Origin of the sequence: Parafilimonas sp., assembly GCF_051953455.1 — a bacterium.
In the GTDB taxonomy this organism is placed as follows: domain Bacteria; phylum Bacteroidota; class Bacteroidia; order Chitinophagales; family Chitinophagaceae; genus Parafilimonas.
The window spans coordinates 16,691-39,461 of sequence record NZ_JBQCIT010000053.1 but is presented as its reverse complement, the minus strand read 5'-3'; the positions used below and the strand labels follow the sequence as shown (position 1 = coordinate 39,461).

16 protein-coding genes are annotated in these 22,771 nt (G+C 39.3%); 7 read left to right on the top strand and 9 right to left on the bottom strand.

Annotated features, from left to right (window positions below):
* The first annotated feature begins 182 nt into the window (after window positions 1–182).
* Window positions 183–1,337: an aminotransferase class V-fold PLP-dependent enzyme gene (locus ACTHN6_RS18765; protein WP_440437311.1), complete on the top strand. Its 1,155-nt coding sequence runs from the start codon at window positions 183–185 to the stop codon at window positions 1,335–1,337.
* Between the two features lie 192 nt (window positions 1,338–1,529).
* On the opposite strand, the gene ACTHN6_RS18760 is transcribed toward ACTHN6_RS18765, so the two are convergent.
* Window positions 1,530–2,750 carry an FtsX-like permease family protein gene (locus ACTHN6_RS18760; protein WP_440437310.1) on the bottom strand — a complete coding sequence of 407 codons (1,221 nt, stop codon included), beginning with the start codon at window positions 2,748–2,750 and terminating at the stop codon, window positions 1,530–1,532.
* A 54-nt stretch (window positions 2,751–2,804) separates the two neighbouring features.
* Window positions 2,805–3,185 carry a 30S ribosome-binding factor RbfA gene (rbfA, locus tag ACTHN6_RS18755; RefSeq protein ID WP_440437309.1) on the bottom strand — a complete coding sequence of 127 codons (381 nt, stop codon included), beginning with the start codon at window positions 3,183–3,185 and terminating at the stop codon, window positions 2,805–2,807.
* Between the two features lie 122 nt (window positions 3,186–3,307).
* Here rbfA and ACTHN6_RS18750 point away from each other — a divergent pair, with 122 nt between their 5' ends.
* From ACTHN6_RS18750 to ACTHN6_RS18740, 3 genes are all read left to right on the top strand, one after another.
* Entirely contained in the window at window positions 3,308–5,137 is a 1,830-nt protein-coding gene (locus ACTHN6_RS18750; RefSeq protein WP_440437308.1) for an ABC transporter ATP-binding protein, read from the top strand.
* A 293-nt stretch (window positions 5,138–5,430) separates the two neighbouring features.
* The gene (locus ACTHN6_RS18745; RefSeq protein WP_440437307.1) at window positions 5,431–8,484 is read left to right on the top strand and encodes a SusC/RagA family TonB-linked outer membrane protein; all 3,054 of its coding nucleotides are present in this window, start codon (window positions 5,431–5,433) and stop codon (window positions 8,482–8,484) included.
* A gap of 18 nt (window positions 8,485–8,502) precedes the next feature.
* Window positions 8,503–9,888, top strand: a complete 1,386-nt coding sequence (locus ACTHN6_RS18740; protein WP_440437306.1) for a RagB/SusD family nutrient uptake outer membrane protein — start codon at window positions 8,503–8,505, stop codon at window positions 9,886–9,888.
* Between the two features lie 50 nt (window positions 9,889–9,938).
* Here ACTHN6_RS18740 and ACTHN6_RS18735 read toward each other — a convergent pair whose 3' ends face one another.
* On the bottom strand, window positions 9,939–10,892 hold the full coding sequence (locus ACTHN6_RS18735; protein WP_440437305.1) for a methylenetetrahydrofolate reductase: 954 nt from the start codon (window positions 10,890–10,892) through the stop codon (window positions 9,939–9,941).
* Between the two features lie 80 nt (window positions 10,893–10,972).
* Window positions 10,973–11,758, bottom strand: a complete 786-nt coding sequence (locus tag ACTHN6_RS18730) for a zinc-dependent peptidase (protein ID WP_440437304.1) — start codon at window positions 11,756–11,758, stop codon at window positions 10,973–10,975.
* 181 nt (window positions 11,759–11,939) lie between these two features.
* On the opposite strand from ACTHN6_RS18730, the gene ACTHN6_RS18725 reads away from it, so the two are divergent.
* Together ACTHN6_RS18725 and ctlX are read left to right on the top strand one after the other, a co-directional pair.
* Window positions 11,940–13,544 (top strand): Na+/H+ antiporter, encoded by a 1,605-nt coding sequence (locus tag ACTHN6_RS18725; protein WP_440437303.1) that lies wholly within the window; start codon window positions 11,940–11,942, stop codon window positions 13,542–13,544.
* Between the two features lie 147 nt (window positions 13,545–13,691).
* Window positions 13,692–14,588 (top strand): citrulline utilization hydrolase CtlX, encoded by an 897-nt coding sequence (gene ctlX, locus ACTHN6_RS18720; RefSeq protein ID WP_440437302.1) that lies wholly within the window; start codon window positions 13,692–13,694, stop codon window positions 14,586–14,588.
* Between the two features lie 14 nt (window positions 14,589–14,602).
* Here the strand turns inward: ctlX and ACTHN6_RS18715 are convergent, their stop codons facing one another.
* From ACTHN6_RS18715 to ACTHN6_RS18705, 3 genes are all read right to left on the bottom strand, one after another.
* Window positions 14,603–16,558, bottom strand: coding sequence for an ATP-binding cassette domain-containing protein (locus ACTHN6_RS18715; protein WP_440437301.1), 1,956 nt, complete (start codon window positions 16,556–16,558; stop codon window positions 14,603–14,605).
* 94 nt (window positions 16,559–16,652) lie between these two features.
* Complete coding sequence (locus tag ACTHN6_RS18710) at window positions 16,653–19,163, bottom strand: DNA gyrase/topoisomerase IV subunit A (RefSeq protein ID WP_440437300.1); 2,511 nt, start codon at window positions 19,161–19,163, stop codon at window positions 16,653–16,655.
* A gap of 85 nt (window positions 19,164–19,248) precedes the next feature.
* Window positions 19,249–20,091, bottom strand: a complete 843-nt coding sequence (locus ACTHN6_RS18705; RefSeq protein WP_440437299.1) for a DUF1835 domain-containing protein — start codon at window positions 20,089–20,091, stop codon at window positions 19,249–19,251.
* 257 nt (window positions 20,092–20,348) lie between these two features.
* Between ACTHN6_RS18705 and ACTHN6_RS18700 the strand changes: the two genes are divergently transcribed.
* Window positions 20,349–20,747 carry a lysozyme inhibitor LprI family protein gene (locus ACTHN6_RS18700; RefSeq protein WP_440437297.1) on the top strand — a complete coding sequence of 133 codons (399 nt, stop codon included), beginning with the start codon at window positions 20,349–20,351 and terminating at the stop codon, window positions 20,745–20,747.
* Window positions 20,748–20,828: 81 nt separating this feature from the next.
* On the opposite strand, the gene rsmG is transcribed toward ACTHN6_RS18700, so the two are convergent.
* Window positions 20,829–21,452, bottom strand: coding sequence for a 16S rRNA (guanine(527)-N(7))-methyltransferase RsmG (gene rsmG, locus ACTHN6_RS18695; protein ID WP_440437296.1), 624 nt, complete (start codon window positions 21,450–21,452; stop codon window positions 20,829–20,831).
* A 51-nt stretch (window positions 21,453–21,503) separates the two neighbouring features.
* Window positions 21,504–22,622 carry a glycosyltransferase gene (locus ACTHN6_RS18690; protein ID WP_440437295.1) on the bottom strand — a complete coding sequence of 373 codons (1,119 nt, stop codon included), beginning with the start codon at window positions 22,620–22,622 and terminating at the stop codon, window positions 21,504–21,506.
* Between the last annotated feature and the right edge of the window lie 149 nt (window positions 22,623–22,771).

Sequence of the window (22,771 nt, the reverse complement as noted above, 5' to 3'; positions counted from 1 at the left end):
AAGCGGTTTTTTTGTTTAAGGTAAGTTTAGAAACAGTATTGGCCGAAATACACAATTCTTTATTCGTGCATTGTGGGTATAAATTATGCAATTCTTACTCATTTTTTATGGTTAACTCAAACAGCTTTTAATAATTTAATTTTTATTGGCAGATATTTGAACGCTTAAAATTTTAACTCAACATGCATAATATAAGGGAACAATTCCTGCTTAATCCTGCAATAACATTTCTTAATCATGGCTCTTTTGGCGCCTGCCCTAAACCAGTATTTGAAAATTACCAGCAGTGGCAGCGCGATCTGGAAGCTGAGCCCATACAATTTCTCACCAAAAAGTATTATGATGCGTTAGCGGTTTCAAAACAAATGCTGGCGGCCTATATTAACTGTGAAGCACAGGATTTTTTCTTTCTGCAAAATCCAACAACAGCCATTAACCAGGTTGTAAAAAGCCTGGGCTTAAAGCAGGGTGATGAGGTATTAACCACTAATCATGAATATGGCGCAATGGATAAAACCTTTGATTTCTATTCAAAGAAATATGGCTTTGTAAACCGCAGGCAAAATATTTCATTGCCATTATTATCAAAGGAGCAGTTTATTGAAGAATTCTGGAAAGGTTATAACGAAAGAACGAGGGCCATATTCATTAGCCATTGCACCAGCACCACAGCGCTTGTTTTTCCGGTAAAAGAAATTTGTGATCGTGCCAGGGAATTAGGTTTGATAACCATTGTTGATGGCGCCCATGTGCCGGGCCACGTGCCATTAGACATAAAAGATTTAAAAGCAGATTTTTATACAGGCACTGTACATAAATGGTTGTTAAGCCCCAAAGGCTGCACTTTTTTATATGTTGATAAAGATTATCAAAACAGCATTGAACCGCTGATTATAAGCTGGGGTTATGAAACGGCTATGCCAACCAAATCAAAATTTCTGGAAGAGAATGAAATGCAGGGAACAAGAGATGCCACCTCTTATTTAACCATACCTGCCATCATGAAATTTTTTGATGAGTATAATATGAAAGAAAGGCTTGCAGCCTGCAGGCAAATGATACTGGAACAATATCCTATGTTTTGCGAGCTGCTTAAAACAAAACCTTTATGTAAATTATCGGGTGAATTTTCAGGGCAGATGTGCAGCATACCCATACAAACAAAAAATCCTTTTCAGTTAAAAGAAATACTATATAATAAATACAAAATTGAGATACCCGTTATGCAACGTGGCAGCGAAACCTATCTGCGTATTTCTTACCAGGTTTATAATGCACCAGAAGAGCTTGAATATTTAAAGGAAACGTTGCAGCAACCAGATTTGGGATTGGTGTAAATACATTAAAACGTTTGCGCAGTAAGCATTCCTAATCTGCTATAGTGCTGTTGATTTTATAAAATATTCAATATTCAACAAACACAATATTCAATGTTCAATTGTAGAAGTATAAGAATGAGTATTGGATATTGAGCATTGATTATTGAATATTCCTAAATTAAACTTTAAGAAAACTACAGGCATCAATCATCAGCTTTTTAAAGAATAAAACTGTTCTGCAGCTTTTTTTGCGGGAATCCATGAAGCCAGCACGGCAATGATCATTATGGTAAGTGTAACCAATATAAAATCCGGGGCAGTCATTTTTACCGGGTAATAATTAATAATAAAAGTGCCGCCTTCCAGTTTAATAAGCTGAAACTTTATTTGTATGAAGCAAATAATAAAAGCTATCAGCATGCCTAAAAAACCACCGGCGCCGGCCAGCACAAACCCTTCACTTAAAAAAATATTCTGAATGCGTTTTTCCGATGCGCCCATTGCTTTTAATACAGCTATATCTTTTTCTTTTTCCAGCACCAGCATGGTTAAGGCACCAATCATATTAAATGCCGCCACAACAAGTATTAATGAAAGGATACCATAGATAACCCATTTCTCAATTTGCATTACGGTAAACAAACTCTGGTTTTGTTCATAGCTCGTTTTAACAAGGTATTGTTCGCCCAATAATTTTTGCAGTTGCTTTTTAATGTCATTTGTTTTATCAGCATTTTTAGCAGATAGTTCAATGCTGCTGTATTCATTTGCAGTAAGATCGAGCATGTACTGTACAAAGGCAAGATTGGTAAAAGCATACTTATCATCAAACTCCTGCTGCACCGAAAAAATGCCTGCAGGTTTTACTTCAAACGAATGCATGGCATTAAGGCTATTGAAATTATTTGCTTTGCGGTTAGGTAAATAAATAACAAGCGGCTGCTGCGTTAAACCGGGAAAAGCGCCTACGGCATTCGCAATGCCTGAACCGGAAACAATGTCCGGCGAATCCGGTGTTCCAAGTTCATATTTACCGTCGGTTATGTAATGTGATAATTTATTTACCGTATTATAATTATTATCAACGCCCTTTAAAAAAACAATGGTCTGGTAATCGCTGCCATTTACCAGCACTGCCTTTTCTTCAACGGTAAAGCTTAATTTATCAACCCCGTTTACAGATTTTACTTTTTGTATAAAAGCGGTATCGGCTGTAAAAAATTTGCCTTGTTTTGGTGTGACTTTTATGTCGGCATAGAAATCGCCATACAGGTTTTTTACAAGGTCTTCAAAGCCGTTAAACACACTTAATACAATTATCAGCGCAGCAGTACTTACCATGATAGCAATCATGCTTATCCACGCAATAATGTTGATGGCATTGGTGGACTTTTTTGATTTAAAGTAGCGCCAGGCAAAGAGGAAGTTCATACCCCGGTTTCCTAAAGGGAAAATTTTATTGTGTGAATGTTATTAATCATTGTCTCATTCCCCTTCAGGGGCAGGCGGCTTCTTTTCCTCATTTATCTGCTTAAACAATTCTTCCATCTTAAAAACATGGTCAAGCGTATCATCAAGGTAAAATTTTAAAACCGGTATGCGCCGCAATTGATGTTTTACACGGCTGGCAAGCTCTTTCTTAATTTCCCATGCCTGGTTCTCAATTTTTTTTAAAGCAGCATTTTCATCCTGCACCTGGTACATGCTTACATATATTCTTGCTTCCAGCAGGTCTGGCGTTACTTTAACTGAAGAAATGGAAACCATGCCGCCATTTATCATATTCAGGTTTAGCCGCCTGAAAATATCATTCATATCTTCTGCAATAACCGCTGCCACCTGTTTTTGTCTTTTACCTTCTTCCATACTATTACCTTTGTTGTAAAATTAGCGCTAAATAAATTATTGGGCTTTGTGCTATTAATTTATAACAAAACAAATGCCTTTGCAATCATAGTTTCGCCCATCGGTTTAAATAATTTGTACGAATGAAAAAATATTCAAGGGTTTTTGCTTATCTCAAAAATTATATACCGCAAATAGCTCTTTATTTCATATGCTCCGTTTTGGCTATCATTTTTTCTATTGTATCTATTGGCATGCTGATCCCTTTTCTGGAATTAATATTCAATAGCGGTTCATCTTCGCTGGGCGAGCTCACCAAGCAATCAAATAACCCGGTTGTAAATTTTATAAGAGATATTCTTACCAATTCCATAGACAATTACGGCAAACTCAACACGCTTTTATTCATCTGCATCTTCATAGTGTTTTCTATACTTTTAAAGAACCTGTTTTTATACCTGGCATCGTATATACTCAATCCTTTAAAAAATAAAATTGTAAACCGTTTAAGAATTGAGCTGTATGATAAAGTATTGCAATTACCTATTGGGTATTTTACAGAGAAAAGAAAGGGCGATGTTATAAGCCGTATTACAAACGATGTAAATGAAGTTGAAAATTCAGTTGTAGGTACTTTGGAAGGATGGATACGCGATCCGCTCACCATTATTCTGAATGTTAGTTTCCTGTTTTTTATAAGTCCGCAGTTAACGCTTTTCTTAATTGTATTAATACCGGTAATGGGTTTTGTGATTGGAAGAATAAGCCGCTCTTTAAAACGAAAATCAAACCTGGCTGCGGAAAAACTGGGTGAATCGGTTTCCATTTTAGATGAGACATTAAGTGGCCTGCGTGTAATAAAAGCATTTAATGCCGAAGGCATTTTGCGTTCCAGGTTTTACAAGGTGAATGATGAACTGCTGCACGCAAAAAATCATATCGGTTATAGAAGAGACCTTGCATCGCCCGTTAGTGAATTGCTCGGTGTAATGATGTTTGCTATTATTTTATGGTATGGCGGCAGTGGCATTTTAAGCGGAAGAATTCCGCTGGAAGCTTCGGTGCTGCTGGGTTATCTGGGTTTGTTTTATAATATTATTACGCCTGCAAAATCTTTATCCACTTCATTCAGTAATATGCAAAAAGGCAGTGCGGCCATCACACGCATTGAAGAAGTTTTAAGGGCAACTGTAACAGTGGATGACAATCCTAATGGTAAAAAACTCGAGGCGTTTAAACACGGAATAGAATTCAGGAATGTTAGCTTCAGGTATGATGATATCACTATTTTAAAGAACATCAATCTTAAAATTGAAAAAGGAAAAACCATTGCGCTTGTTGGTGCTTCGGGCGCAGGCAAAAGTACGCTGGCCGATCTTATTCCGCGTTTTCATGATGTGAGTGATGGCGAAATCCTGGTAGATGGCATCAACATAAAAGAATATTCACTGCACAGCCTGCGCGAACAAATAAGCATTGTAACGCAGGAGCCTATTTTGTTTAATGATACCATTACGAGCAACATTGCTTTGGGCGAATATGATGCATCTGCTGAAGCTATTGAAAGCGCTGCTAAAATTGCAAACGCCTATCATTTTATTCAGCAGAAAGAAGAAAAATTTAATACGAACATAGGTGATCGCGGAAGCAAATTAAGTGGTGGTGAAAGGCAACGGTTAACCATTGCAAGGGCCATCCTGAAAAACCCGCCTATATTAATTTTAGATGAAGCCACTTCCTCGCTTGATACAGAAAGCGAAAAACTGGTGCAGGATGCCATTAATAATATGATGCAAAACCGCACTTCTGTTGTTATTGCACATCGTTTATCTACCATTCGTCATGCAGATGAAATTATTGTGTTGCAGAAAGGCGAAATAGCAGAACGCGGCACACATGAATCGCTGATGAATGCAGAAGGCATTTATTTCAGATTGGTACAAATGAACCAGTTGATTGCGGTGAATAGTTAATTGTAAATACACAAATCAGATTTGTAATTAAGCACAAATAACGATTCATCTTTATTTATTATCCGTTTCATCCTTTCCCTATCCTGCTTCAGTAGTAAAATTTCCAGCTTAAGAAATTTTTTGCCTGTTTTAACATGCGCATACAACCCATTTTTTTGTCTTTTGTAGATGGACAAAAAATTCAATCGGTTTTTATTGTGATTAACAACAAGCAACCTGATCACGTTTTTTGCTGCGGGCGGAAATAATTTATTCAGCCGCCAATTAATTTTTAATTATCAATGATTCGATCTATGAAGTTTAAGCTTACACTGATGGCATTATTGCTGCTGGCTGCAGCACAGCTTAATGCACAACAAACAAGAACAGTTAAAGGAACGGTTACAGATGCAGCAAATAATAACCCCTTACCGGGCGTAACTATTAAGGCCGGCAACTCCAATACACTAACACAATCCGGCACGGATGGAAGTTTTTCCATTACCATTCCGGAAGCCACGCAAACCCTGATCTTTTCGTATGTGGGTTATGCCGATGCGGAGGTTTCAGTAAAAGACGTAATGAACGTGCAGTTAACCACTGCTGATAAAAGTTTAAATGAAGTGGTAGTGGTTGGTTATGGCCAGGCCATTAAAAAAGAAATTACAGGTTCCATTGTCAAGGTGGGCTCAAAAGACATCCGCGATTTTCCTGCACCCAGTTTTGAATCTGCCTTACAGGGTAAAGCCGCAGGTGTGGTGGTGGAATCTGGTAGTGGTAAATTAGGGCAGGGTATTAAAGTAAGGATACGCGGCACTTCTTCCATTTCTGCCAACAGCCAGCCTTTATATGTAATTGACGGGCTGCCGGTAACCACTTCAAGTTTATCTGACCCCACCAACGATGCGAGCAACCCGCTGGCTGATATTAATCCCAATGACATAGAATCGGTAGAAGTGCTGAAAGATGCATCTGCCGCTGCTATTTATGGAGCACGCGCAGCGAATGGCGTTGTATTGATAACAACCAAAAAAGGCCGCAACAATCAGAAAACAGTGTTTGAATTAGATGCCAATACAGGTTTCAGCAATCCTGCACGTTTACGCCATTTTTTAAATGGAAAGCAGTATGTTGACCTCTATAATATGGCCATAAAAAGCGACGCTCAATACGATCTTGATAATGATATTTCCGGTTACCCAGACCTTGAAACAGCTATTGCAGATTATACAGACGCCTATGCAACGTATGGTATTTCGTTAAGCGATCTGGCCGGCGGCGGAGATTATAATAAAATCAATACAGATTGGCAGGGTTTGTTATATAACCGTAATGCACCTTCTAATTCCATTAATCTTTCTGCAACAGGCGGCGATGCTAAAACGAGGTTCTTTGCATCAGGCTTTTATAATACGCAGGATGCCATCGTTATCAACAATAAATTTTACCGCTATGGCGGCAGGATAAACCTTGAACATAACCCGACAGATAAGTTATCTTTTGGTATCAATATAGCAATCGACCGTTCCCAGCTTAATCGCGTTACAACAGACAATGCTTTTTCAACGCCGGGACAGTTGGTTGCTTTACCGGCAATTCAGCCTTTATACGATCCTGAAACCGGTGAGCTGAATAACAATACTTTGTATCCAAACAGTTTGTTTGATGCAAAATATAATTCCGACAGGCAGGTCTCCAACCGCACTGTAGGCAATGTTTATGCAAACTATAATTTGTTGCCATCTTTATCTTTCCGCTCAGAGTTTGGTGCAGATATATTAAACCTCTACCAGGAAGCTTTCCAGGATAAACGCACCACAGACGGCGCCGGCATTGGTAAAGCCAATAATATTATAGCTTTATCTACATCTTACAATACGAATAACTATTTTACTTTCACACCAAAGCTTGGTGATAAGCATAAGCTCAGCGCCGTGCTGGGCATGAGTTATTTGCAAAACGATACAAAGCAATCACTCACTAATGCAGAGCAGGCGCCATCCGGCAAAGTGCAAAACCTTAGCGGTGCCACCTCTATCACATTTGCAACATCTACTAACGACCGTTATAATTTCCTCTCTTATTTCCTGAGGGCTAATTATGTTTTCAATGATAAATATATGCTTACCGCCAGCGTGCGGGATGATGGTTCCTCAAGGTTTGGCCCTAATAACAGGTACGGTATTTTCCCTGCCTTTTCTGCAGGCTGGGTGCTGAGCGAAGAAGATTTCCTGGCAGATAGCAAAACGCTAAGTTTCTTAAAATTAAGGGCAAGCTGGGGTTTAACCGGTAATGCTGAAATTGGTAATAATTCCTATTATTCTTTGTATAATATCAGCAACTATCCTGAGTTGCCAGGCTATATTGCTTCGCAAATTCCCAATCCTGATTTGAAATGGGAAAAGACTGCGCAATCGGATGTAGGCCTTGATTTCGGCCTTTTCAATAACCGCCTGTCAGGTGAAGTGGATGTTTATTATAAAAAGACATCAGACCTGTTGCTGAATGTAAATATACCGGCAACTACCGGTTATACCACTATTACCAAAAACCTGGGTAATATGGAAAATAAAGGCATTGAAATTGGTTTGAATGCAACAGCTTTCAGCACAAAAAATTTCAGGTGGAATATTGCCGTTAATGCGGCTTATAATAAAAACAAGGTACTTGACATTGATGGCCAGATAATTGAAAGCGGTTTTAGCTTAACGCAGCGTGCTGTAGAAGGTGAAGCCATTGGTGAATTCTACGGCCAGAAGTATTTAGGCGTTGACCCTGAAACAGGCGATGCTCAATACCTCGGTGAAGACGGCAAACCCACAACAGATTTTGGCAGCGCTGCACGTGTTACGCTTGGAAATTCCAATCCTGACTGGACGGGAGGTATAACCAATACATTATCGTATAAAGGAATTGACCTAAGCTTCTTCTTTATGGGCGTACAGGGTAATAAGGTGTATAATGCCGGAGGCACATATCAAAGCTCTGGTTTTTATAATGGTTTTGATAATGAAACAACAGACATGCTGAAGGCCTGGCAAAAACCAGGAGACATAACCAATGTTCCCCGCATAGGATATTTTTATGCAACTGGATATAATAATTCTTCCCGCTTTTTATATAATGGATCGTATATCAGGTTAAAGAATGTTTCACTCAGTTATACTTTGCCTTCATCATTTGTTACACGTTTGCATTTAAGTTCTTTAAGGTTTTATGCATCAGCATTCAACCTGTTAACCTTCACCAAATATCCCGGCGATCCGGAAGTGAATACACAAACTACAGGCAATATTGGCGGCGGCCAGGATTTTTATACCATTCCGCAGGCAAAAACATTCACATTCGGTATCAATGCTAAATTCTAAAAAATTAAAATGAACGAAATGAAAACTTACAGATATATATTGGCCGCATTATTTTTTATAAGCTGCTTTGCCTGCAATAAAAAATTAGATGTGTTGCCGCAGAACAATGTTACAAGCATAGAAGATGGCGATGATGTTAAAGCCTTATTATATGGCAGCTATTCTTCTTTGCAGGGCGCTTCAGGTTTTGGCGAGCGTTATATTTTTATTGCCGACCTGCTGGCTAATACAGATATGGTGGATTATGTGGGCTCATTCTCTAACTACAGGGATATTTTAAACAAAAATCAAACAAGGGAGTCAAGCATTGCCACCGGTATATGGACGAATTCCTACCTGCTTATTGAAGATATGAATGTGGTATTGGATAAGCTGGATTTGGTGAATGAAGATGAACGCGATGCGGTAGCAGCGGAAGCTAAGTTTATGCGCGGTGTTGCCTATTTTGAATTGGTAAACTATTTCGCACAACCTTATGCTGCTGGCAGCACAGGTTCCAATGCCGGTGTGCCGCTCGTGCTTGAACCAACGTATATTTATGATGCTTCCAAGAACAAGCCGTCCCGCGCTTCAGTGGAAGATGTATACCAGCAGGTAATTAAAGATCTTACAGACGCAGCCGATGGTTTGCCTGAAACGGCTGACAATGGCAGGGCCACCAAATATGCAGCGGAAGCTTTCCTGTCAAGGGTATATTTAAACATGGCTGATTATGCTAAAGCAGCAACTATGGCAGATGATGTAATCAGTTCAGGATATTTCAACCTTACTTCTACCTTTAACCAGGCGTTTAATAATCCAAGCAATTCACCGGAAGATATTTTTGGTATCCAAAATACAGCGCAGAGTAATGCAGGTACATCCAACAATGGGCTTAGCACATTTTACCGGTATGCGTATGATGCCAATGGCAATGGCGCCGGTGGCCGCGGTGAAGCACAGGTGGATGCCAGCTATTTTGATCATTTTGATGATCCAAACGACTTCAGGGCCGGCTTTGTTTCTGAAGGTTACAGCATTACCGGCAATGGTGGCATTTACACTTTAAAATGGCTTACATTTTACCGTGTTATTCCTGTAATAAGATTAGCTGAAATGTATTTAACAAGGGGAGAAGCCAACCTGAGAAAAGGTGGAGCGCCTATTGGCGGCGTGGCACCTTTGAAAGATATTAATATGGTAAGAGAACGCGCCGGCGCTGAAGACTTAGCAGGAGTAAACGGCCAGGATTTTGTGGATGAACGTTTTCGCGAACTGGCTTTTGAAGGCGACAGGCTCTGGACGTTGAAGCGTTTGAAACTGGATGTGGGCGATTATAGTTATGATGACCCGAAATTGGTATTGCCCATTCCGCAGAGAGAGATTGACGCCAACAGTAACCTTACGCAGAATGAAGGATATTAACGGGTGATTTTGAATTGTAGAAGCGCTTCAGCAATGAGGCGCTTTTTTATTTACACCAATTGCTTTACAACATTTTGAATAACCCTTGGTTTGCCCAGCGTGTAATAATGCAGCACCGGCACGCCGAATTTTTTTAATTCCTTGCTTTGCTGTACCAACCATTCAGCACCAACTTTTTCAGTATCATCATCTGTTTTGCAGCGCATAATTTCTTCTGATAATTCGGCAGGAATATCCACATGAAAAATACGCGGCAATACCGATAACTGTTTGCGGGAAGTGATGGGTTTAAGGCCCGGGATTATCGGGATATTAATATCATTATCACGGCATTTGTTTACAAAATCAAAAAACTTCTGGTTATCGAAAAACATTTGCGTCATAATGAATTCAGCGCCGTTGCAAACTTTTTCTTTCAGCCGCTGCATATCAATTTGTGGGTTAGGCGATTCAAAATGTTTTTCCGGGTACCCTGCCACGCCAATGCAGAATTTTGTTTTGCCACCATCGCGGATATCGTCGTCCAGATAAATGCCGCTGTTGAGGTTTACCACCTGTTTCAGCAGGTCTATAGCATAACGGTTGCCATCCGGTTCCGGTTCAAATGATGCAGAGTTTTTATCAGCATCGCCGCGAAGCACCAGCACATTATCAATGCCTAAAAAGTTAAGGTCAATCAATGCATCTTCTGTTTCCCTTTTGGAAAAACCGCCGCAGATGATATGCGGCACAGCATCAATTTTATAATAGTTCATGATAGCGGCACAAATACCCACGGTGCCCGGCCTTTTACGCACTTCCACTTTTTCAAAATTACCATCAGCTTTCTTTTTAAAAGCTGTTTCACTGCGGTGATAGGTAACGTTTATCCATGAAGGCTTAAATTCCATCAAAGGATCAAGATGGTCGTAAATGGAATTAATGCTTTTGCCTTTTAACGGCGGCAATATTTCAAAAGAAATAAGGGTGTCTTTTGCGTTGCTTATGTGCTCTGTTATCTTCATCTTCAAAAAAAGTGGTGCAATATACACGTGAATTGGCAAACGCCAATAACGGTATGTAAACGAACGGGCATTCAGGATGATTACAATGGTTTTTCTGTTTCGGGTTTTTGATGAAAAATTTTTGTCATCAGTTCAAACAATTCAGGATGGTTTTGGTTGAAGCGTTCCGGTGAACCAAAGAAATATTCTGAAGCCACGGCAAAAAATTCTGCTTTATTGGTAGCGCCATAAATATTAATATCAGATTTTCCTTCCTTCATCTTCTCTATTTCTTCACTCATATATTTCAACCAGGGAATAGCATATTGCCGGCTCATAAGCGCTTCGGGAACGCCATCTGTATCACCATCAGCTTTGTCAAGTAAGTGCACAAATTCATGAATGCCCGTATTGCTTCTCGAAATTTCATTGGCAAAACCCTGCCGCAATGCAGGCTTTGATAATATCATCATTCTTTGCATGGCACCGGTGCCAACCATGCCCAATACATTGCTGCTTTTTGCATTCACGGCAAATTCATCTTCACTAAAAGTTCCATCATATAACAATACATCTGTGAGGTTATAATAATGCCAGTTAAAGCCAAAGGTTGGTATAATGGCGCTTGATGCAACAAGCAGTTTATCAAGATCAGTTATTTCAGTGTTCACGGCAGTGATGCGTGTGTATGAAAGGAAATCTTTTATGCGGTTTTCAAATTTTATTTTGTCATCATCATTGAGATGCTTGTAAAATGCAACGTGCCCGTTAAGCAATGCACGAAAATCATTGGGCAGTATAAACCCGTTTTGTTTTCGCTTGCCGGAGCGCCATATAAGTACCCCAAGAATGGGCATTGCAATTAAAAAAATAATGAGTCCTGTCATATTTGCCTGCAAAAAATTGCGGTTATAAAACCATGGTTAAACCATGCCCGGGCCAATGCCACGCCCCAATATAAAATAACTTTTTTTTGTGCATTGCTTATAAAGTATTGATTTTTTAGCAGGCGGTACAATAAGAAATGAAATTATTATATCTTACCATTGCTAATACTTAAAAATATAAATGGAAAATATCATTCTTCTTTGCATCGGATTAATTGTAAGTGTGTGTTTTTTAGTGCTGATAGCTCAAAAAGTAAAGATAGCCCATCCTATTTTTCTTGTGCTGGCCGGTCTTGTGATTGGATTCATTCCGGGTGTGCCCATCGTTCACATTGACCCACAGGTTGTATTTCTTGTTATACTGCCGCCCATTTTATATGATGCTTCGCAAAATATGTCGCTGAAAGGTTTGTGGAAATGGCGGCGCATTATTACCGCCATGGCATTGGGGTTTGTTTTATTTACCGCTACCGCAGTTGCCTTTATAAGTTACTGGCTTATCCCGGGCTTTACATTAGCACAGGGCTTTTTATTAGGCGCTATTATTTCCCCGCCCGATGCAGCGGCCGCCACCGCTATTTTAAAATTTGCGCCCTTGCCTAAAAGCACTAAAGATATACTGGAAGGCGAAAGCCTCCTGAACGACGCAACGAGCTTAACACTTTTTCGTTTTGCACTCGTTGCCATATCCACCAATCATTTTGTGTGGTATGAAGCAGCAGGCAGTTTTATTTGGGTATCCGTTGCAGGTATTGCCATTGGGCTTGCCTTTGGTTTTTTATTTTATATGGTGTATAAATGGCTGCCAACAACACCCAATATAGATACCGCCTTAACACTCGTAATACCGTATGCTATCTACCTTACGGCTGAAGAATTTCATGTTTCCGGTGTACTGGCGGTAGTAAGCGGCGGGCTGTACATCGCTTATCAAAACCATTTTGTTTTTTCGCATAAAAGCAGGCTTAAATCGGGCGCTTTATGGTCTGCCATTGTATTTATATTGAATTCAATTGTTTTCTTTCTTATTGGCCTGCAATTCCCGGATATAGCCGAAGGCATACAAAGCCTGTCGTTTTTCAATGCGTTATCCATTGCTTTAATCATTTGCCTTGTGGTAATTTTTGCGAGAACTATTGCCGGTTTTTTTTCTGTAATGTTTACAAGGTTTATCAGCCGGTACATAACGGTTGCTTACGATAAACCGGGCTGGAGAAACCCGCTTATTTTAAGCTGGGTAGGCATGCGGGGCGTTGTTTCACTCGCATCTGCACTTGCCATACCGTTTGCCATTGACGGGCAGCCTTTTCCAAACCGTAACTTAATCTTATTTATAACATTCACGGTTATTATTGTTACACTGGTAGGGCAGGGCCTTGCTTTGCCATGGGTAATAAGAAAGGTTGAACCGGAAACCATCCCTGCAAATAAAACGGAAGATGAGCAGGTGTTTGAATTGGAGATTGCCTTAAATACAACTGCTGTAACCAATATGCAAACCACCTATAACGAATATGTAACGGAGAATATATTATTGAAACAGAAGTACGATTTTTTAAAGTATAAAGCGGAGCTCTTACATAAAGCAAATGAAGGTGATGGTGCACGGAAGCGGGCTGCAGAAATGATAGCACAATTTAAATTGGTTATGCTGAATATTTCAGAGAAGGAGCGCTCCGTGCTGCATTCTTTTCGCAGGCATCCTGATTTTGACGACGATATCCTGAGGCTTATTGAAAACAGGCTTGACCTGGAGGAAGAAAGCCTCGACGGAAATGCAGAATAACTATCTATATTAATATTCTGCAATAAACGCTGTTTTTTGACTTTTAATATAGAGCATTTAAAACGGCTTCTTTATTGCTATCACAATAGATATAGAGGGTGTTGAGTTAATCATTGATAAAAGTTGAACCTAAAAATTATTTGACGTATGCAAAACACAAATACAATTTTAATGATACGCCCGGTCGCATTTGCCTATAATGCAGAAACGGCGGTTAATAATAAATTCCAGGCAGCGGGCAATGCAGAAGCAGCCCAGGTAAAAGCTTTGGAAGAGTTTGATACTTTTGTTGACAAGCTGCGTGAAAACGATATTGAAGTTATTGTGGTAAATGATACACCCGAACCGCATACGCCCGATTCCATTTTTCCTAACAACTGGATATCATTCCATAATGGCACTATTGTGTTATATCCAATGTATGCGGAAAACCGCAGAGCAGAAAGAAAGCAGGCCATACTGAATATGATTCACGATAAATTTCCTATAGCTGAAACCATTGACCTGTCAGGTTACGAAAAGGAAAATGTATTTCTTGAGGGAACAGGCAGCATGGTGTTAGACCGTAAAAATAAAATTGCTTATGCCTGCCTTTCTGAAAGAACGAATAAAGCTGCGTTGGAAGATTTTTGTGCAAGGATGGGTTACACGCCCTGCAGCTTTATCGCAACCGATGCGAGTGGTGTTGCGATTTATCATACCAATGTTATGATGAGCGTGGCAGATAACTATGTGGTGATATGCCTTGAATCAATTAAAGATGCGGATGAGCGGGCCAATGTTGTGGCAACTATAGAAAAAACAGGCAAAGACATATTACCTATTTCTTATGAGCAGATGAACCGCTTTGCGGGCAATATGCTGCAACTGGAAAATAAAAAGGGAGAAAAGATACTGGTAATGTCGGAGCAGGCGCATAAATCGCTCACATACGAGGAATTAAGTATCCTTCAAAAATATAACCGCATTATTTATTCAAAACTTGATACAATTGAAATGAATGGCGGTGGCAGTGCGCGGTGTATGATTGCGGAAGTGTTTTAATACCATCAGCCGTTTTATTCTGCCTGCATTATTTTTTCAAATAATAATTCATATTCTTTGTTGGCAATGGCTATTTTTTGCTGAATAGATTGATAACGTTCTTCCAGCTCAACAAACCTGGTTCTGTCTGCATAATATTCAGGGTTCGCCAAATCGCTTTCGATATTCGTTTTTTGCTGATTTAATTCATTCAAATGCGCTTCTGCTTTGCTGAACTGCTTTTGCAGCTTCTGCAATTCTTTTTGCTGTTCGCGGTTTTGATTATTTAATGCAGGAGGTCTATTATCCAGAACTTTTTCATTATTCCCTGCCGGCTTTTCTGTTGACTGCTGGCTGTTAACGGTTGACCGCTGATTACTAACGGCGGCCTGTTTCATTCTTTCTTTCCACTGCACATATTCCTCGTAACTGCCTTTAAACTCTTTTATTTCATGGTCAACAATTTCCCATATTTTATTGGCTGTTTTAGAAACAAAATACCTATCGTGGCTCACCAGGATATAACTGCCTTCATATTTATTTAAAGCTTCACTTAATAATTCAACGCTATGAATATCTAAGTGGTTGGTGGGTTCATCCAGTAATAAAAAATTAGCTTTGCCCGCAATAACTTTTGCCAGTGCAACCCTTGCTTTTTCACCACCGCTTAACACACGTATCTTTTTTTCTACATCATCGCCGCTAAATAAAAAACAGCCTAACAAGGTCCTTAATTCAAGTTCTGTTTTGCCGCTGCCGCACAATATCATTTCTTCAAGAATCGTATTGTTTAAATTCAAGGCTTCCAGTTGATGCTGCGCATAAAAACTTTCATCAACATTGTGGCCCCAGCTTCTTTCACCTTCAAAAGACTCTGTGCCGGCAATCATTCTTAAAATGGTTGATTTACCCTTTCCGTTGGCGCCTATCAGTGCAATTTTATCACCGCGGTCAATTTCTGCGCCCGTATTTTCTATGATAAGATTATTACCGAATTGTTTGGTTGCATGCTTAAGCGATGCCAGTATTTTTCCGGGCTGCTTATCAACCCTGAAATTAATTTTAAGATTCGGCCTTTCAATCTCCACATTTTCTATACGGTCAAGCCTGTCTAATTTTTTGATAAGGCTTTGCGCCATCGATGCCTTGCTGGCCTTGGCCCTGAAGCGTTCTATCAGCCTTTCATTCTGGCGTATAAAATCCTGCTGGTTTTCATAAGCCCGCTGCTGAATTTCTATACGTTGTTCTTTTTCTGTTTCATAGTAATCATAATTGCCTGAATAAATATGCAGTTGTTGCTGGTACAGTTCAACAATTTTCGTAACCATGCGGTTTAGAAAATATTTATCGTGGCTTACTATTACAACGCTGCCTTTGTAATGCATTAAATATTTTTCAAGCCATTCAATGGAGGGCAGATCCAGGTGGTTGGTAGGTTCATCCAGTAATAACAGGTCAGGCTGCTGCAATATCATTTTTGCAAGCAGCACACGCATACGCCAGCCACCGCTGAACTCTTTGTACGGCCGGTTTAAATCGTCGTTTGAAAAACCTAAACCCTGTAAAACTTCTTCTGTTTTATGATGAATATTGTAACCACCAAGTATTTCGAGCTCATGCAGTTTATCCGAATAAATCAATAATGTTTTTTCGTCTGAAGTTTTTTCAAGCTCGTTACCCAAATCTTCAATTTCCTTTTCAAGCTGCTTTATTTTTTCAAAAGCGCCCAATGCCACCTCAAGGATAGAATCATTGGTATCGAAACTTAAAAGATCCTGGTGCAGGTAACCAACAGAAGTGCTGCGGCTGCGCTCAACCGTTCCGGCGGAAGGCTGGTATTCGCCTACAAGCAATTTTAATAAAGTTGATTTGCCGGTGCCGTTATAGCCTATCAAACCAATTCTTTCTCCCGGCTGTATATGCCAGGTGGCATCTTCTACAATAATCCTTGAACCAAATTCAAATGTTACATTATTAAAACCTGCGAGCATTGCTAATTTTTAAATGCGCAAAGCTAACGGCAATAGCTAAGCTTTTCAAGAAGTGTATTAAAGTATTGCGTTAAAACTGCCTGTTTAAAGTTGCTTACTCAAACAAACTCTGTTGCGCATTAGCTCCGTCAGCCGGTTCCACCCAATGCATTTTTACAGATTTGCTGTAGTCTTCAAACCTCGTTCCCACAGCTTTCCAGCCGGTAACTTCTATATTCTTTCCAATCTTATATTTAATTTTTTGTGTTTGTGCGCCGCGGCCTTTTTCAAAATATAAAACGGGGTCATCAATTGTTGTTACCGTTTCCAGTTCAATATGCTTGTCTTCTTTTATGAAGAAAAATTTGTTATGCAGTGTTGATGTTTCAATTTTAAACCGCTTAACAAAATATTGTTTCTTATCAAGATCGGCATATACTGCAGTGATGATTTTTTCTGGCTCAAATTTTTCTATCAATGCTATTTTATCTGCATCAAAGCGTTGCGTTAATTCAAGATCGGTGAGTTCGTAACTGCCATCTTTATAAAGAATGAGGATCTTATCTTCTGCTTCAAAACTACCCAGTAAAATGCCTTTTTCATCACCATTTAACCTGCCGTAAACATTATCAAACCAAAGCTTTCTGCCCGCCAAGGTGGCCGTACCTTTTTCTTTAAACTTTACAGTGCGAACAGGATACTTTGTAACCTGGTTGCCCATACTGCCACGCCCTTTTATATCAAGGGTTTCAAAATAAAAATCAAATTCTTTATTGCGTGCAGCGCAGTTAGGGCTCAACGTTATTTTTACCACCTCGGCTTCTCCATTTGGGTTTACCGATAAATACTGCACCTTGCTTTTATCACTGCCCTTAGTAAGGTCATATTCTTTATCGCGGGTAACAGCGGTTACATTAAAACGCTTTGCATAACTGGTGCCGGTTTTGCCATCCGTATAAATCATGTTATAAGTGGTACGGTCATCATTCTTTAAGAAAACTGCAGCATGCAGAATGTCTTTGCCAATGAAAGTTTTATCGGCCACTTTTATCACCTTCATCATACCGCGTTTGGTAAAAGCAATGATATCATCAAACTCAGAACAGTCGCATAAAAATTCATCTTTCTTTAAACCGGTTCCAATAAAACCCTCTTCGCGGTTGATGTATAGTTTTGTATTGGCAATAGCCACCTGTTTTGCCTGTATAGTATCGAAGGGTTTTATTTCTGTTTTGCGTTCTCGGCCTTTGCCATATTTCTTTAAAAGGTTTTCGAAGTAAGCCACTGTAAAATCAACCAGGTTAGCCAGGTCGTGCTTTACCTGTTTAATTTCTGCTTCAATACCTTTTATCTGTTCGTTCAATTCATCTATGTCAAGGCGGTAAATTCTACGAACAGGTTTTTCGGTAAGCTTTAAAATATCTTCTCTTGTTACAGCCCGTTTTAATTTCTTTTTAAACGGATCGAATGCCTTGTCAATCGCCGCAATCACTTTATCCCATGTTTCATGTTTCTTTTCAAGCTCTTTATAAATTTTTTCTTCAAAGAATATTTTTTCGAGCGAAGTATAATGCCATTTATCTTCCAGTTCACCAAGCTTAATTTCCAGTTCGCGTTTTAAAAGATCCTTTGTTCTGTCAACAGATATTTTAAGCAAGTCGTGAACACCAACAAACCTTGGTTTCTGATCAACAATTACACAAGCATTAGGTGAAATGCTTATTTCACAATCGGTAAAAGCATATAAGGCATCAATAGTTATATCAGGTGAAATGCCTGATGCCAGCTCCACCAGTATTTCCACATGCTTTGCCGTAGCATCTGTAACTTTTTTTATTTTGATTTTCCCCTGGTCGTTTGCTTTTACAATCGAATCCATCAGGGTTGATGTAGTAATGCCATAAGGGATACTCTTAATGATGAGCGTTTTCTTATCGCGTTCTTCAATGGCTGCACGCACACGAATTTTACCGCCGCGTTTTCCCTCGTTGTAATTACTGGCATCCATCATGCCGCCTGTTTGAAAATCGGGCAGTAATTCAAATTTTTTACCACGCAAATACTTAATAGAAGATTCGCATATTTCAATAAAATTATGCGGCAATATTTTAGTAGATAAACCAACGGCAATTCCCTCTGCACCCTGTGCCAGCAACAATGGAAATTTCATAGGCAGTGTAACCGGTTCCTGCTTTCTTCCATCATAACTCAATTGCCATTCAGTGGTTTTTGCATTGAAGGCAACTTCTAAGGCAAACTTGCTTAAACGTGCTTCAATATATCTGGGTGCAGCCGCATCGTCGCCAGTTCTTACATCGCCCCAGTTTCCCTGCGTTTCAATTAGCAATTCCTTCTGGCCCATGTTTACCAATGCATCGCCAATGCTGGCATCGCCATGCGGATGATATTGCATGCTTTGGCCAATAATATTTGCTACTTTATTAAAGCGCCCGTCATCCATCTCTTTCATTGCATGCAATATGCGGCGCTGCACGGGTTTCAGCCCGTCTTCAACCGCCGGCACCGCACGTTCAAGAATTACATACGATGCATAATCCAGGAACCATGTTTTATATTGGCCCTGCACGCCTGTTTCGTTTGTAGTTACATTTTTTTGTTCTGCCATTTGTACCCTTATTAATATCTAATCGTAAAATTCAAATAAATATTTTCCTCGCAGTCAATATTGAATTTTGCGAGAATTGATATGTTTACATATTTATATCCGCTTCTTTATTAATTTCTTCCGCAGTGCCCGGTAATTTCAAACTAACATCTTTCCATCCGTTATTCCAATTACCACTCAATTCTATTTTCCCATCATTAATTAATTCTTTCATGCGCCAGGCTAAAAACGCATCGCCTGTATGCACCTTCATTTTAGTAAATAATGTCTGGAATATTTTATTCAGTTTCTGTGCATCTTTGGTTAATGCGGCTATAATCTTATCATCATAATAAAAAACTTCTTTGCTGAGAATCTTTTTGCCGCCATCCAATGTTCTCACCATACCATTTTCACTGCATAATTTTTTCCATTCATCGCCGTCTAATTCAAATTCACTGACGGTAACAGGCCTTGCCAGTTTCTTTGCTTTAATAAATTCTTTTGGCGGTATTTCAGATAAATTAATGGGATAGAAAATGCTTCCCTTATCATTTATGAATGGAAGGTTGTTTAAGGAAAGAATATGAATGCGGCCTTCAAATTCATTTAACTGGTTTATTAACCAATAATAACCGCAAACATCATGTTGATTGGGCGCCATCCATATCCAGGCCTGTTCTGTTTCATCTTTTAATTTTTCCTGCAACTGGTGCACGGCGAGCTTATCATTAACTATATCCAATTGTTCGGTATAAGGTGAATTTTCCAATACTTTTTTCCACCAGTCCCTCCTGGTTTGGTAGCCTTCTGTTTCATAAATATCTGCAATTGGGCCAACGGCAAAATCATCTTTTATATGAATAATTACACCTTGCAATGTTGCATCCAGTTCAATAGCTTTTTGCAATGTTTCAATATCTGCATGTTGAAAAACGATATGTATCATACTCCTGTTCCCTAAGGAAATTTTATTATGTAATAATTTATTTTACCGCTATAATTTTAGCCTGGCGGAGGGTTTAAAAAAAACTTACAGCGCCGAATGGCTGATATGCTTTTCGCAGGGTGCTAAAGTAATGGCATAGCAGGTAAGAAAACCTGTAAATGTGCATTTGTTGATAAAAACCTTTACATCTGTGGCTCCTTTTTTGTTTGCAGGTAATGCAATAAATAATAAAAGTTAAACAGTTCAAAAAAATAATTATGCTGAAGATTATTTATTCAATAGTTTTTTGTTTAACGGCAATGGCCTGTACTGCGCAATCGCAGGCAACGATGAACCAGGATGCAGGAGCCGCTTATCAAAAAGCAGATCAGGAATTGAATGACGTGTACCAGCGCATATTAAAAGAATATAGGGAAGACACGGTATTCATTGATAAACTTAAAAACGCCCAAAGGCTTTGGGTGCAGTTTCGTGATGCAGAAGTGGCCATGAAATACCCTGATACAAAAAACTACAGGAGCGCTGTGCCCATGTGTTGGAATTTGTATTTAACGGAACTTACAAAAGAAAGAACAAAAAAACTTAACGTGTGGATTACCGGCATTGAAGAAGGAGATGTGTGCGCAGGTTCGGTGAGGATGAAGGAAGTTGATTAGTTGATAAGTAGGAATTTGGAATTTGGGGTTTGGAAAATAAGCCCGTGAACAAGTGAACGTGTAAACATTTGAACTGAAAATTTATAACTTTACATACAGCATATATTTCTCTTTAAAATAATCTTCCTTAAAAATTTCTTCCAGTGAAATTTGGTTAGGCTTTAAACCGCTTTCCGAAATTTCCTGTGCAAGATCGCCGCCTTTTAAACAAATAAGGCCATTGGCAAAATCATTTTTGTTATTCTTTTGCAGTAAGGGTTTACTCCATTTCCAGAGCTCTTTCAAAGGCGCTACAGCACGGGAAACTGCAAAATCAAATTTTCGGTTTTTTATTTCTTCGGCGCGGCCATGTTGTGTTGTTACATTCTGTAACCCGGTGGCTTCTGCAACAGCTTCCACCACCTTTAATTTTTTGCCAATGCTGTCAACCAAATGAAATTTTACTTCAGGAAAATAGATAGCTAATGGTATGCCGGGAAAGCCGCCGCCGGTGCCAATATCAATAATGGAAGTGCCATCTGCAAAATTAAAAGCAGCAGCAATGCTTAATGAATGCAATACATGTTTAAGGTATAAATGTTCAATATCTTTTCTTGATATTACATTTATCTTTTCATTCCAGTCGCTGTACAAACTTTGCAGTTGCTCAAATTGTTTAAGCTGTATGGGTGTAAAATCTGAAAAATATTGTGTAATGTATTCCATTCCAATTATTATAATGCCGCAAAGAAAGCTGTAATGTTTTGTTTAATGCCATCAATCCCATTTGCGGGCAGGTTTCCTGAACAGCGAAGGAAAGAAGAACAGGTTATATATAAACATCCATGCATCAAATACAAAAAAGTAAGCAAACAGGTCAGCTTCATTTAAGCGCTTCATGGTTTTACGCCATATTACAGCTTGCACAGCAAGCCTTATTACAAATATGCCGACAGCAATATACCAGTTAAAGAATATGGCGGTGGCTACGGTTAAAGGATAAATAATGGTTTGCAGGGTGGCATACACAGAAAGCAAACGCTTATGGCCGGGCTTATAAAATTTAGCTGTGGTGTAATGACGGTTCTTTTGCTGCATCCAGCTATTCCATGTTTTATGCGGTTCGCTTAACGTGTGTGCTTCCTGGTCAATAACAATGGCTGTATTGTTTTTGGTGGCAACCATATTTATAAACAGGTCATCATCACCGCTGGGTATATGATTGATGGTGGAAAACCCTTTATTGGCAAGAAAAGTATTTTTCCTGTAAGAAAGGTTTCTGCCCACACCCATGTAAGGCTTACCTGCCAGCGCATAAGAAAAATATTGCAGCGCTGTGTGAAAAGTTTCAAAACGAATGAGCTTATTTAAAAAGCCCGGATATTTTTTATAAGCGCCATAACCCAGCACTATTTCAATACCGGGCGCATAACCATCCTGCATTTTTTCAAGCCAGTGTTCGCTTGCAGGAATACAATCTGCATCTGTAAGCAAAACAATTTCATGTTTGGCTGATTTTATACCAACAGACAATGGGAATTTTTTACCGGGAATGCCTTTGGCTTCCTGCTTCAATGGTATAATGGTAAGGTTTTTAAAACCGCGTTGAAATTCCTCCAGTATAAATTTTGATTCGTCGGTTGAATTATCGTTCACTACAATTACTTCATGCGTGGTGCGGTAATCCTGCACCAGTATGCCCGGTAAATTATTTACCAGGTTTTCCGCTTCATTCTTTGCGCAAATAATAACAGAAACAGGATATTGCTGGGATGCCGCTTTTTCCTTTGGCTGAAATTTGACCAACTTATAAAAAAAATGCAGGTAATACCAAATTTGCACAAGCGCCACAATTGCCAGCAGGAACGGAAAAATATATGTGTAATCAAATACCATTTAAACAAAAGTAATTACGGGCTGTAATTGTAATTAAAGAGTTATGCCGATTGTGGATAAGTTGGGAAAGGGATTCGTTAAGAAGCTGGCTTTTTTGAACAGGATTTGTTTTAATATGATAAAGCCGCTATTGATTACAATAGCGGCAT